General features: G+C 38.9%; 10 protein-coding genes. 2 read left to right on the top strand and 8 right to left on the bottom strand.

Annotated elements, in window-relative coordinates; genetic code table 11:
• Positions 1 to 126: 126 nt before the first annotated feature.
• Positions 127 to 1,674, top strand: a complete 1,548-nt coding sequence (locus KXJ59_RS04830) for a hypothetical protein (protein WP_295201752.1) — start codon at positions 127 to 129, stop codon at positions 1,672 to 1,674.
• Positions 1,675 to 1,750: 76 nt separating this feature from the next.
• A complete protein-coding gene (locus tag KXJ59_RS04825) occupies positions 1,751 to 3,334 on the top strand; it encodes an amidohydrolase family protein (protein ID WP_295201750.1) in 1,584 nt (527 codons plus the stop codon).
• A gap of 107 nt (positions 3,335 to 3,441) precedes the next feature.
• Here the strand turns inward: KXJ59_RS04825 and KXJ59_RS04820 are convergent, their stop codons facing one another.
• The 8 genes from KXJ59_RS04820 to KXJ59_RS04785 all read right to left on the bottom strand — a co-directional run bounded on the left by KXJ59_RS04820 (position 3,442) and on the right by KXJ59_RS04785 (position 14,545).
• The gene (locus KXJ59_RS04820) at positions 3,442 to 5,664 is read right to left on the bottom strand and encodes a PAS domain S-box protein (protein WP_295201747.1); all 2,223 of its coding nucleotides are present in this window, start codon (positions 5,662 to 5,664) and stop codon (positions 3,442 to 3,444) included.
• Positions 5,665 to 5,759: 95 nt separating this feature from the next.
• Positions 5,760 to 7,625: a PAS domain-containing sensor histidine kinase gene (locus KXJ59_RS04815; protein WP_295201744.1), complete on the bottom strand. Its 1,866-nt coding sequence runs from the start codon at positions 7,623 to 7,625 to the stop codon at positions 5,760 to 5,762.
• Positions 7,626 to 7,762: 137 nt separating this feature from the next.
• Entirely contained in the window at positions 7,763 to 9,547 is a 1,785-nt protein-coding gene (locus tag KXJ59_RS04810) for a long-chain fatty acid--CoA ligase (RefSeq protein ID WP_295201740.1), read from the bottom strand.
• Between the two features lie 45 nt (positions 9,548 to 9,592).
• Positions 9,593 to 9,865 (bottom strand): 2TM domain-containing protein, encoded by a 273-nt coding sequence (locus tag KXJ59_RS04805; protein ID WP_295201738.1) that lies wholly within the window; start codon positions 9,863 to 9,865, stop codon positions 9,593 to 9,595.
• A gap of 94 nt (positions 9,866 to 9,959) precedes the next feature.
• Positions 9,960 to 10,967, bottom strand: coding sequence for a tetratricopeptide repeat protein (locus tag KXJ59_RS04800; protein WP_295201736.1), 1,008 nt, complete (start codon positions 10,965 to 10,967; stop codon positions 9,960 to 9,962).
• 25 nt (positions 10,968 to 10,992) lie between these two features.
• Positions 10,993 to 12,228 (bottom strand): DUF1015 family protein, encoded by a 1,236-nt coding sequence (locus KXJ59_RS04795; RefSeq protein ID WP_295201733.1) that lies wholly within the window; start codon positions 12,226 to 12,228, stop codon positions 10,993 to 10,995.
• Positions 12,229 to 12,285: 57 nt separating this feature from the next.
• Positions 12,286 to 13,227, bottom strand: a complete 942-nt coding sequence (locus KXJ59_RS04790; RefSeq protein ID WP_295201732.1) for a phosphatase PAP2 family protein — start codon at positions 13,225 to 13,227, stop codon at positions 12,286 to 12,288.
• 1 nt (position 13,228) lies between these two features.
• Positions 13,229 to 14,545, bottom strand: coding sequence for a DUF4833 domain-containing protein (locus tag KXJ59_RS04785; RefSeq protein WP_295201730.1), 1,317 nt, complete (start codon positions 14,543 to 14,545; stop codon positions 13,229 to 13,231).
• Between the last annotated feature and the right edge of the window lie 5 nt (positions 14,546 to 14,550).

Here is a 14,550-nt window from a genome sequence, read left to right as displayed (position 1 = left end):
ATCTTCGAATTTAGATGAGATATTGAGGGGTTTCAGATCAAAATTGATGTTATTTTACACTGTATAAGCAACCCCAATTCCAATAAAACCCTTGTCAGTAAAGGATTTTAACCAGTAAGATTTACCATGCCTAACCGAAGTACAGATACCCTTTTTCAGTTGATACAGTCACTCGAAACGGCCGAAAAGCGTCATTTTAAACTGTATATGAAAAGTTCTTCCGGTGGTTCAGGCGATCTGAAAGTGGTTCAGTTATTCGATGCACTTGATAAAATGAAGCATTATGATGAAGAAACCCTGTTAAAAAAACATCCCGGTATACAAAAACAACAGCTATCGAATCTCAAAGCCCGCTTGTACCAGGAAGTACTTACAAGCCTGCGCTCACTGAAAAAAGAAGAGAATATTGATCTTCAGTTACATGAACAGCTCGATTTTGCACGACTTTTATACAATAAAGGTTTATACCTGCAGAGTTTGAAAGTGCTGGATAAAATCAAGGATTTGGCCCGTAACCACCACCAGGTTACATATATTTTACAGGTTGTTTTTCTGGAGAAAAAAATTGAGGCACTTCATATTACCAGAAGCATGCAGGACAGGGCCGAGAAGCTGAGTGCAGAATCGGAAGAAATCAATGGCCGCTTACGCCTGATCGGTCAGTTATCTGATCTTTCCCTGCTATTGTACAGTTGGTATATTCAGAATGGTCATGCCAGAAATGAAAAAGACAGGGCAGAAGTAGACCAGATATTTAAACAGGAGCTGCTCGAACAGGTTAAAAACTGCGACGGGTTTTATGAGAAACTTTATCGTTATCAGTCTTATTGCTGGTATGGTTTTATTATACAGGATTTTTTGCTGTATTACCGGTATTGTCAGAAATGGGTTGACCTTTTTAATAGTTCCCCAAAAATGATTGAAGTGGAAACGGCACACTATATCAAGGGTATGCATAACCTGTTAAGTGCACATTTTGATTTACGCAACCACAAAAAATTTGAAGAAACCATTCAGCAGTTTGAACGTTTTACACATGACCCTGTAGTTCAGCATAACCACAATAACCTGATACAAACTTTTTTGTACCTGTATACTGCCAAGCTGAATAAACATTTTATGGAAGGCAGTTTTACAAAAGGTTTATTACTGGTGCCAGAGATTGAAGAGAAGCTGAAAGAGTATGAGATTTATTTAGACAGGCATCGGATTCTTGTGTTCTATTATAAATTTGCGTCTTTATATTTTGGCTCAGGTGATCATGAAAAAAGTATTGACTACCTGAATAAAATCATCAACCTCAAAGTTGACCTGCGAACCGACCTTCAATGTTATGCCCGTTTGTTACACCTCATTGCACATTATGAACTGGGTAACTTTGATTTATTAGAGTACCTGTTGAAGTCGGTCTACCGGTTTATGGCCAAGATGCAAAACCTGAGTACGGTTGAATTAGAAATATTTTCTTTCCTCAAACAATCTTTCAAACTTACCCCACGAAAACTGAAGCCTCAGTTTGAACTGTTATTAAATAAGCTCCGACCACTTGAAAAAAACAGTCTTGAAAACCGTGCATTTATGTACCTCGATGTTATTTCATGGCTGGAGAGTAAGATTGAAGGGAAGCCAGTTCAGGACGTAATCAGGGGGAAATACCTTACTACTCTAACCTGAGTAGTTATATAGCATTCAACAATTACAAACCCGAATTAATTACATATTTGCTATTTTCATTGCCCAATCAATTGCCATGAAAAAAGCACTATCTCTTCTTTTCACTTTTCACCTTTCCCTTTTCACCCTCTACGCCCAGATAGCAAAAGCTCCTGAGGTAAAAGATGGTGACGGTCCATACACACAGCTCATCATTCGCGGTGTTACCCTCATCAATGGTACCGGTGCACCTCCGCTGGGGCCGATGGATATTGTAATTGAAAACAACCGTATTGTTCAGATACAGGGGGTGGGTAGTCCGGGATTACCGATTAACCAAAACAGAAGACCTGTACTCAAAGCAGGCGGTAAAGAACTGAACTGCGAAGGCATGTATGCACTGCCCGGATTAATTGATATGCATGGTCATATTGGAGGTACGGCGCAGGGCACTCCTGCCGAATATGTTTTTAAATTGTGGATGGCACATGGTATTACCACTATACGCGACCCTTCGGCCGGTAATGGTTTAGACTGGGTGCTTGAACACAAACGTAAAAGCGCAGCCAATTCCATTACTGCTCCCCGCATTTTTGCTTATACTTCTTTTGGTCAGGGTAACCGTGGTCCGATTACCAATGCCGAACAGGCCCGTAACTGGGTTCGTGAGAATGCAAAAAAAGGTGCCGATGGTATTAAATTTTTTGGAGCATCGCCTGAAGTAATGGATGCTGCTGTTCGTGAAAACAAAGCACTGGGGTTACGTTCTACTGCTCACCATGCACAAACCGATGTTGCCAGGTGGAATGTATTAAACTCGGCAAGGGCAGGTATGACAAGTATGGAACACTGGTATGGATTACCCGAGGCTTTATTCACTGATAAAACCATTCAAAACTACCCTTCAGATTATAATTATAATAATGAGCAACACCGTTTTGAAGAAGCCGGTAAATTATGGAAACAGGCAGCCCCTCCTTATTCCGATCACTGGAACAAAGTAATGAATGAATTGATTGCGCTTGATTTTACACTGGATCCTACTTTTAATATCTACGAAGCCAACCGCGACCTTCACCGCGCAAGAAGAGCTGAGTGGCATGAGGATTATACATTGCCTTCTCTCTGGAAATTTTATGAACCCAGTTACCAGAGCCACGGATCGTACTGGCATAATTGGGGAACGGAGCAGGAAGTAGAGTGGAAAAACAACTATAGGTTATGGATGAGTTTTATTAATGAATATAAAAATCGTGGTGGGCGTGTAACTGCCGGTTCCGATAATGGATTTATTTACCAGACTTATGGTTTTGGTTATATACGCGAACTTGAACTCTTACGTGAAGCTGGTTTTCATCCACTGGAAGTAATTCGTTCTGCTACTTTATATGGTGCACAGGCATTGGGTATGGAAAAGGAAATTGGCAGTATTGAAGTAGGTAAACTGGCCGATATAGTAATTATAAATGCCAACCCGTTAAAAAATTTACAGGTACTCTATGGTACTGGTGCCATTGAACTGACCAAAGAAAATAAGATTGTACGAACAGGTGGTGTTCAGTTTACCATAAAAGATGGCGTTGTATATGACGCAAAGAAATTACTGGCTGATGTAAAGAAAATAGTTGATGCAGAGAAAGCTAAAACCGGTTGGAAATTGAAACAGCCGGGTATTGAGTAATCTTGGAATAAACATTACACTTCTTCTCTATTTAAGCCACAGGTTCAAAGATTAGTAAAATTAATCTGTGAATCTGCGGCTTCTTTTTTTGCATCCTGGTCAAGAAATTATCCGGCTACAAGTATGTCATTTGTAACTGGAAATTCAATTTTAATTTTACAGCCTTTACCCGGCTCAGATTGTATTGCAATACTACCGGTGTACAATTCAGTTCTCGTTTGAATATTATTAAGCCCGATTCCATTTCTTTTAATTTTTGTATCGAAACCTTTTCCGTCATCACTAACTGAAAGTACTATTTTCTCATCGCGGTATAATTCGATCACCACTTGTTTTGCCTGAGCGTGTTTAATGATATTGTTCATCTGTTCCTGTACAATACGGAATATATTCAGCTTAAATTCATAGCTGATATCTTCTTCGTGAAAATTACCATAAAAGAAATCGAGCTGTATCGTATTAGCCATCTGTATATCTTCTATTAAACCATCTATGGCTTTACAGAGACCAAAATCTTTGATTAATGGTGTTACCAGTGCTTTTGATAACTTTCTAATCTCCTCAATTGCATTATAAATAAACCCTGACGATTGTTTTAATAAGGCTTCAGCATTGCCTGTTCCTTTCTCTGCCGTAGCGATATACATCATGGCCACCGTTAATTGCTGATTTACATTATCATGCAATTCACGGCTTATTTCATATCGTTCCTTTTCCTGCACACGTATTACTGCTTCTGTAATTTCTTTTTGCTTGGCATTTCTCTCTTCTTCCAGTTTTTTCTCCAGCCGAATTTTTTCTGTTACATTATTTGCCAGCGCTATCACTGCATTCCGGTCTTTAAAAGTTATTTTTTGTGAATAGATCTCCATAAAAATAGGTTCTCCATTTTTATGGATGTGCTTCCATACACCCTGAGTAACTTTATCAGGGCCTGCACCAATCAGTTGCTTTGTAAATTCAAGATATTTTGGAACATCTTCCTCCTTTCTTAATTTCAGCATGGTCAATCCGAGGAATTCTTCTCTTGTATAACCATATTCTCTTGGAGCTGTATCATTAACTTCCAATATTTCAAATGTTTCAATATCCCAGATATAAATCGACATTGGATTATAAAAAAACAGGTTCCTATACCTTTCTTCAGAAGCGCGAATCGCTTCTTCTGCTTTTTTCTTTTCAGTTACATCTCTTGAATTGGAAACTATGCCTTTTACAGCCGGATCATTTAATAAGTTAGTAAGCTTTGTTTCCAGCCACCGCCATTCTCCTGCTGCATTTCTAAACTGGAAATACTGTATCTCATGATAATCGGAGTCTTTGATGATTTCAAAATGTTTCCTCATATCTATAACTTCATCAGGATGCATAAACTCAAAAAAAGTCTTCCCTACAATTTGATCTGAAGCATAGCCGAGCACCTGTTCAACACTCGGACTAGAAAATATAAATACTCCGTTTTTATCGAGTATTTTAATCATGTCTGAGCCGTTTTGCACCAATGAACGAAATCTTCTTTCACTATTCATTACCTGCAATTCTGCCAGTTTTCTTTCTGTAATATCCTGCATAGAGCCAATCATTCGAACGGCTCTTCCATTTTTATACAACAGGTATCCTTTATCAAGCACATAAGCATCTGTTCCATCGGCCCGTTTAAACCGGTATTCATCACTCCATAACTCACCCCTATTGCCATTGCAGGTGTCCAGTAACCTGTTTACTACTGCGGTTCTTTCATCTTCGTGTATTTTTTCTGCCCAGAAATTAAAATCACTTTCATCATCAGGTAACGCATAGCCAAAGAGTCTTTGAAGATTTTCGCCTGCCCAGAGTATTATTTTCGATTCAAGGTTCATATCCCATACCACATCATTTGTGGCTCTTGTAACAAACCTGTATCGATCATTGCTTTCCCTTAAATTTTCCTGGCTTTTCTTACGTTCAATACTATATTGTACCGATTTATCAAGCAGTTTTTCGTCAAATTCTCCTTTAATAAGATAGTCCTGTGCGCCGCTTGCCATGGTTTCGAGTGCTATTTCCATATCTATTAAACCTGTAAGAACAATAATTGGTATGGAGGCTGCATATTCGTTCACCGATTCGTAAGACTCCAGGCCATTGCTATCGGGCAAACTCAAATCAAGTAAAACAAGGTTTACTTCTTCCTGCTGCAAGGCCAGCTTGGCCTCTGTAGCACTTATTACTTTAATTAACCGGCGTATAGGTAATGATGTACTTTTCAGCAATTCTTCCAGAAGAAAGAGATCTCCGGGGTTGTCCTCCACAATCAGTATCGTCAATGCTTGGTGACTACTCTCGGACATGGCCGGCCGTTTGGGTGATAGAATATTTCAGGGTTTTCATGTGTTACTATAACAATATACTAAACATTTAAAGAAACGAAAACAATACTCAGTCTTTATATTCTTTTTGAAATAGAAAAGAAAAAGCTACTACCCGAGCCTGGTTCTGATTCTATCCATATTTTTCCTCCATGCCTTTCAACGATTTTCTTACAGATAGCAAGGCCAATTCCGGTTCCGCTATATTCCGAACGGCTGTGTAACCGATGAAATATGACAAATATTTTTTCGTGAAATGATGAATCAATTCCAATTCCATTATCTTTTACCACAAATACATATTCTTCTTCTTTTTCCTCATAGCTAATTGTAATTTCAGGAACGCGATCACTGTGATACTTTAAAGCATTGCTTACAAGGTTTTGAAACAACTGAAATAACTGCGTTTTATTGGCTTTAACTGTTGGCATTGGGTCAATATGAATTGTTGCACCAGTTTCTTCACATGATTTATAAAAAACTGCCTGTAACTCTTTAAGAAGAAAATTCAGGTCAGTTTCCTGAAATACTTCTGCACTGGAACCTACCCTTGAATATTCAAGCAAGTCCATTATCAGTGTTTTCATACGTTCTGCGCCATCTACGGCAAAATGAATATACTGATCGGCAGTTTCGTCGATTTTTCCTTCATATCTTTTCCTGAATAACTGCAAAAAACTCGTTACCATTCTCAATGGTTCCTGTAAATCGTGTGAGGCCACATAGGCAAAACGCTCCAGTTCAATATTTGAATTTACCAGTTCCTCGGCTCTTTTCTTAAGCCGGTTATTTAATTCGAGCAATAAGGCCTCCGATTCTTTTCGCTCTGATACATCCTGTGTTGCGCCAATCATTCTTTCTGGTTTTCCGTCCGCACTCCGAATAATATACCCTTTGTCGAAAACATACGCATATGTTCCATCTGCTCTTCTGAACCTATACTCATCTTCCCAATACAGTTCATTGGTATGAAATAGAATACGACTCCGTTTTTCAACCATCTTCTTTACATCATCCATATGCACCCGGTCTATCCAAAAGTTCTTATCCTTTTCTGCATCTTCTATTTCATAGCCGAACATATTCTTCAGTCCATCACCAACACGCAATACCATATCATTTTGTATATCCCAATCCCATATTGCATCGTTGGTTGCTTTAGTAGCGTAATAAAACCTTTCATTGGTTTTCAGGAGTGTTGCTTCTTTTTCCTTTGTTTCTGTAATGTCATGCACATTAATAATTACTCCAGTTACCTGACCTTTATCATAAAGAGGTGAGTAACGAATGTCTATAATAAACTTAGCATGCTCGGCTGTGGCTGGTATTTCTACAATGTTGCGGCGTGTCGATCCATTCAAAACATCCGCGTATAACTCTTTCAGGTATGCGAGTCTTTCAGGAGCAGCACTATCGAATATTGATCTTCCTTTTTCGAATGGAACGCCTAGTAATTTTTTTGATTTTTCCTCTGTCGCTTTATTAAAGTTCACAATCCTGAGATCCTTATCCAATATTATAAATAGTTCTTCCGTATGATTCAATACCATCCTCATATTCATCTCGGCTTCTTTCAACTCTTTCTCTTTCAGTTTCAGTTCCGAGATATCCTGTATAATCGTAAACGTATTTTGCTCTCCGTCTTTTCCACTGAAAATGACCGAAGAAACCCAGATTGGAAATTTTTCTCCACTTCTCCTGATACCAATTAACTCACAAATAACTTTTCCTTTTTCCTGTCTTTCTTTAAGGTGTTTTTCCAGACCAGGTGATTCAACATCAATAATCTGTCTCCGATCGGCACCCTGTAATTCTTCTTGTGTGTAGCCAAACATTTTACATGCAGCAGGATTGGCATCCAGTATGGTACCATCTGTTTTGGTTAGAAAAAATGCATCCATTGCATTTTCAATCATTGCACGATAAATGCCTGGTTCAATCATATTGGGTTGGTATACTTATATAAAATATTTTAAGTCACTTTTACTAAAATGACAATAATTCCGGCTGATTTATTATGCTGCCGAAAAAATACTGACCCTTTCTACCTCTTCTTTTTGGGGGAAAATAAAGAAGTGTATCAGGCATAAATATGGTCGATTGCCGTTTTGAATTTCTCCATCACTACTTTTCGTTTCAGGCTCATTTTAGGCGTCATTTCGCCGGTATCGATGGTCCATTCCTGTGGCAGTAATTCAAATTTTTTAATCTGCTCCACATGGTTAAAATAGCTGTTATAGCTTTCTACCAGTTCACGATACAGCTCCAGAACATGAGGATTATGTATCGCATCTTCATTCGTTGTATAATTAACACCCTTTTCTTTCATCCATTCTTTTAAAGTAAGAAAAGATGGAACAATTAATGCTCCTACAAATTTTCTTTCCGAGCCCACCACCATTACCTGTTCGATGAAAGGACTTTCTTTTAGTTTATTTTCGATAGGTTGCGGGGCTACATATTTACCTCCGCTGGTTTTAAACAACTCTTTTTTGCGGTCTGTAATTTTAAGGAATTTACCATCTTCTAATACACCAATATCTCCTGTATGCAACCAGCCGTTTATTACCGCTTCAGCAGTAAGATCAGGACGTTTGTAATACCCTTCCATCACACTTGGGCCTGCTACACAAATCTCGCCATCTTCCGCCAGCCGGAGCTCTACTCCGTTGATTAAGGGTCCCACAGTACCGAATTTTGTAAGTCCTTTAGCCTGACGGTTTACACTAATAACCGGACTGTTTTCAGTTGGCCCATAGCCTTCAAATACCGGAATTCGGGCTGCATTAAATATACGTAAGAGTTTTACCTGACAGGCGGCTCCACCCGTTACAATAAATGAAACATTACCTCCTAATGCTTCGCGCCATTTGCTAAAAATCAGTTTATTGGCAAGTGCCAGTTGAATATTATACCAGAAGCCCCCACTTTTCAGGTTGTCATAGCGTTCTGCCAATGAAACGGCCCAGAAAAATAATTTTCTCTTGATGCCCGTCAATTCATTTCCTTTGGCCATTATACGCTCGAATACTTTTTCAAGTAAACGGGGAACGGTTGTAAAGCCATCTGGTTTTATTTCACGAAGATTATCACCAATGGTTTCAAGACTTTCGGCATAATAAATGCTGATACCACTGTAGAGATAAATATAGGTTACTGTTTTTTCGAAAATATGATTCAAAGGAAGAAAGCTGAGCACTTTTGTTTCCGGTGCATCATTAAACGGAAAACTTTCTTTTGAAAACTGCACATTGGAATAAATATTCCTGTGGCTTAACATTACACCTTTTGGCGTACCGGTTGTACCCGATGTATAAATAATCGTTGCCAGATGCGATACAGGAATGGTTGCACTGATGGTTTTTACCTCTTGTACAGATATCTCATCGGCCAGTGCCGTTACTTCTGACCAGTGCCTTGCTCCCTCAATCGTATCAAATGTAAAAATGGCTTTTATAGAAGGTACTTTTGCAGCTACTGTTTTTGCCTTCTCCAGCAACTCCGCACTACTTACAAAAAGGTATTGAACAGCTGCATCATTCAGAATAAACTCCAGTTCTGCCGGGTTTGTTGTTGGATAAACCGGAACCAGTATAGCTCCTATTTGCTGTACTGCGAGGTCTGTAAAAATCCATTCCGGGCGGTTATTGCTGATGATGGCAATTTTATCGCTCGACTCCGGTGTAACATCTTTTGCACTTACACCTAATTTTAGTAATCCTGCACTAAACCTGTTCACCGTATCCACAACCTGTTCGGTACTATAGGTTACCCACTGCCCCTTCTCCTTTGCAGCCAACATATCTTTTTTAGGAAAATGTTGTAACTGGTGTTGCAAACAATCAAAAAGTCTTTTTACAATCATATGGCAATCGTTCAAATAAATACGTATTCACAAATCACTGTTCCGCTATTGTTTCTTCAGCTTTTCATATTCTTCTTCTGCCAGGTCGCGTGTATTACCGTTATATGCATTAAAATACTGGAATCCCAATGCTATACCCCAACCCAACATCACCCAGATAGGCCAGGGGGTTCCTTTAAACCCTGTTTCCCTACCGGTTCCGATCCACCAAATGGCCCATAGGAAGGCCACAATTATGATATACCCATACAGGTTTCTTTTAAAAGAAGCTCTTTTCTTGGCCATGCGCCAGAGTCTTTCATCTTTTTGGCTTTCCATAATAAGCAGTTTAGGAGAGTCAATTTAGGCAAAAGCCTACAAATAAAAAAGCCCGTATCTGTGGATACAGGCTCTTAGCTTATATTTCAGGCATTTATTTCGAAAAATAATTCTGACCGGGTGGTAATTTAAACAACCTTGTTTTCTGGAAAGCGTCAAAAGCGGCAGCTTCTTTCGGATGTGTGTCTTTCCATACTTTATATGCATCCTGGTTCACAGGTTCTGCAAACAACCATTGATTATATGCTTCAAACAAGCCTTCTCGTATGAAATACTGTTGCTGGTCAAATAATCCAAATGGATATCCGGTATTATTTTTAAACCAATCCAGTACCCATTTAGAGCGGATAGATGTACTTGTTTCAGGTTGAAAACCTGCAGTTACTGTTTGAACAATTTTTTCCATCGTTTGCAAAACATTTTTTTCAAAAGCAGATGGATTATTTTTTAATTGCTGCGAAATAACAGTAGGCAGGAAGAGTTTTTGCCAGGCATTAAGAAGGGCTTTTTTTACATCGGTTGTTCTTTCAGTAAAGCTTTCAAGGTTTACAAAAAGTTCTCCATATAAAGCTACCCTGACCCAGTTACCTGTTTTAGTATAATAAATACAGGCATTATAATAATTGCTGCTGTAATTGGGGTCGGCCTTTATTCCTTTCTCCCATTGCTCAATGGCTTCTGCCGGCGCATTATCCATGATCAATAATTCACCCAGTTCATTATAAATGATAGTACTGTTTGGAAATTTCTTCAACGCTGTTTTATACAGTTTTGCTCCTTCTTTGTATGATGCAGTTGCTTTATAACACAAACCCAGGATTTGAAAAATCTGTTCATCCGCATCCGATCTTTCCGCCAATACCCTTCCTATCTGTATCGATTTAGCAAAATCTCTTTTCAGGTAACAGGCATAAGCCAGGTCTTTCTGAATTGATATATCGGCCGGTGCCTGTTTAACAGCTGTTTCGAGTATAGCAATAGCATTGTCGAAATCGCCCTGCATCAGCATGGATTTGGCGGTTTCCTGTAATTTTTTTCCGGGGTCCTGCGCTATTACTGTAACCTGTGTCAGTAACAGAAGCGTTAATATAACAATTCGCATACTCATTATTTTAAACTTTTGTCTGCTACTCTCCAATCAGGTGTGTTAAGAGCCCATCTCTTAATTTAGGTTCAAACCAGGTACTTTTTGGTGGCATTACATTTCCGCTGTCTGAAATGTCAAATAGCTGATCAATGGTTACGGGATATAAGCTAAATGCTGCAGCAAATGCGCCACTGTTTACTTTTTTCTCCAGTTCGCCTAATCCCCTGATGCCCCCTACAAATTCAACACGTGTATCGGTTCTCGGGTCTCTGATATTTAATATAGCATCCAAAACATGATTCTGTAACACCGTTACATCCAATACACCAATAGGATCGTCTGTATAAGCATCCTGTTTTGCTCTTAGTATATACCAGTTACCTTCCAAATACATGCCAAACTCATGTAATGCTGTGGGCTTCACCGGTTCTGCACCTTTTAACTGTACATCAAATTTATTTTCTAGCGCTTGTATAAATGCTGCAGTTGAGAGTCCGTTTAAATCTTTTACCACCCGGTTATAATCCATGATCTGTAACTGGCTGGATGGAAATAATGTAGTGAGAAAATAATCAGCTCCCGGTCCGGCTTCGGCTCCCAAAGCCTTACGTACTTTAGCTGCAGAAGCTGCCCGATGGTGACCATCGGCAATATATGTGTAGGGAATTTCTCTTTGAAAAATGCCTGTTATCTGGTCACAAACAGCCGTGTCATTTACAATCCAGATGGAATGCTGAATATCATCATCGGCAGTAAAATCATATACAGGCGATTTGTTTTCTTTCCATTTTTCAATCAATTCATCCATTGAATCATTACTTCTGTATGCCAGAAATACGTTACCTGTTTGCGCACCTGAAATACGAATATGATTGATGCGATCCTGTTCTTTTTCCGGACGTGTAAATTCATGTTTACGTATCACGTCATTTTCATAATCATCAATACTGCTTACACAAACCAGACCTGTTTGCTTACGGCCATTCATAATCAGTTGATAGATATAATAACATTCTTTTGATTCACGAAACAAAATTTCACGTTTCATGAATGCATCCAGATTAGATTTTGCCTGTTCGTATACTTGCTGTGCATGAATATCTGTAGTATCGGGTAAATCTATTTCACTTTTAGTGATATGAAGAAAAGTACTCGGATTTCCCTGTGCTTCAATTTTTGCTTCTGCACTGTTTAAAACATCGTAGGGTCTGCTGGCTACTTGTTTTGCCAGTTGTGGTTGTGGGCGCAATGCCCTGAAGGGTTTAATAATTGCCATTGCGCAAATATCTGTAAATAATTATAAAAGAAACGTTATGAAAAGACGCAGTTGATATTATTCAATGATACGCGCATACCCATCTATGGCATTTTTAACGCTTTTTTGTTTGACCGATAGCCAGTTGAATAAGACGATACCGGTAATAGCACATATAATTCCTGCCAGTACATCGAGCACATAGTGATGACTTGTATATACCGCCGAAAACCAGATACCTATCATAACAACTGCAAAGAATAGATTAATCCACTTCAACCTGAACTTCCATCCATAATACAAAACAATCAATGGATATGCGGAGTGTAAAGATGGCATAGCAGCAAATACATTAGAACTTTTTTCGTATAATGATTTGAATATGCTGACATCAAAATAGGTATCGAATCTGGCCAGACCTGCTGTATTACCGGGTGTTGCGGCTTCAAACAAAAAGCCATATTGCTGTATATACCAGGGTGGTGCAGCAGGATAAACATAATAAATAATAAAACCGAGCAGGTTCACAAACAGAAAAGTGAGCGAGAATTGCAGAAACCATTTTCTGTTTTTAAAAAAAAGAAAGGCGGCAAAACCGAGTGGTACCGGTACCCAGCTTAAATAAAAAAAACCTGTCAAAATATCCAGCCATGTAGTATGATTTGAGGACCAGTATTCGTTTGGTGTAACCAAGCTGTAGCCATTCTTTATACCAAACCATCTTTTTTCTGCTGCATACAAATCTTCAATATGCACTTCCTGATAGAGATAATTGGGGAAAGCCTTCATAAAATCGAAAATGATCCAGAAAACAATGAATATGGAAAAGCCCAGAATAAATTTTCTGGTGACGCGTGATATATAATAACAAGCATTAAACAGTATTACAAGATTAAGTTGATCCTGTTTATACCCTATCAGCCAATAGCTTACCAATAAATAAACCACAGAAACGGCAGTTGTAATCAGTAAATGTCTTGCTGAAAAAAAAGAGCCTGTTGATGTGGAATGTCCTGTCATATCAGGGTTTAAATCTTTGCATTACTTCTCTGCCGGTATTTTCATCTACGCCTTTCATCTCCATATATACCACATTCGGTGACCAGAATGTTCCTCCATCTACTTTAATAAATATGCGATTTAATACTACTTGCTGGTTATTGATGGTAGCGTATACTTTATACTGGTTGTCTTTAGATGAGCGCATCAGATAGAGCGGTCTTTTTTTGTAGGAAACAAAATGTAGTTTGTAAGAATCTTTTGCGAGCGCCTGCGATTTTATACCATAAGCAAAAACACGCTGTATATATGACAGTTCTTTCTTCTGCCCACCTTCCGGATAACGGATCCAGAATACATGAACAGGATCATCTTCATCGAGTTCGCCGTTTTTATTATACTTCAATTCACAGACAATGGTATTGGTATTCGCTGTTCTTTGCAGGTAAAAAAGTTGTTTATTATTCCCCCTGGGTATTGGAAATGTATCCTGTGGTTCTATTACTGTTTTGCGACTATTAGCAGATGGATTATCCTGTTGTGCGTAAGCATTATTATAAGAAACCATTCCTGCGAACAATAGTCCTGCGAACAATATTGGCAATGCTGATGTTTTGGATGCTTTTACCAAAGCGTCTTTTGCGTCAAGTGCTTTTTTAGAACTACGTAACCTGTTAATGGCTGTAATATTAGTAAGCACTGCCATTAAAGTAAGTGGCAGGGTAAAAATAGACATGGTTTCGAGTACATGAAATTTTACACCGCTGATATACCATTTCCAGTCGCCTCCTATATATTCTCCGGCAATACCGCAGGCTATAGCCGATACGCCTATGAGTACAATACGCTCTGGCCTTTGCATTAAACCGTCTTTACATTCAATACCCAGTCCTTCGGCTCTCGCTCTCGTATAACTTACCATCATGGAACCAATCATGGCTACAAATGCAAAAAGGGAGCTAAAAAAATAATGGTGTGCAATCAGGTAATAACAAATGCCCAGAAACATAATCAGTTCACTATACCTGTCGAGTACCGAGTCGAACATGGCACCAAATGATGAACTCATTTTCCCCAGGCGTGCTACCTGACCATCGAGCATATCAAACAAACCCGCAAAAAGTACGAGTGCGCCTGCCCAGCCAACATATGAAAGATCGCCACGGTTGCCACGTTCACCACCTTCAATGAAAATAATGGCCACCCCTATGTTGAGAACAAACCCAATCATGGTAACCATGTTAGGGGTAAGGCCCATTTTAATCAACCCTTTTACAAACGGATCAATTATTACATATATGGCTTTCTGCAATTTTATTCTTAAAGCAACTTTTTCCATGCATT

It is taken from the genome of Sediminibacterium sp. (assembly GCF_019264485.1).
Lineage (GTDB): Bacteria > Bacteroidota > Bacteroidia > Chitinophagales > Chitinophagaceae > Sediminibacterium.
This window is presented reverse-complemented; position numbering and strand designations above follow the sequence as displayed.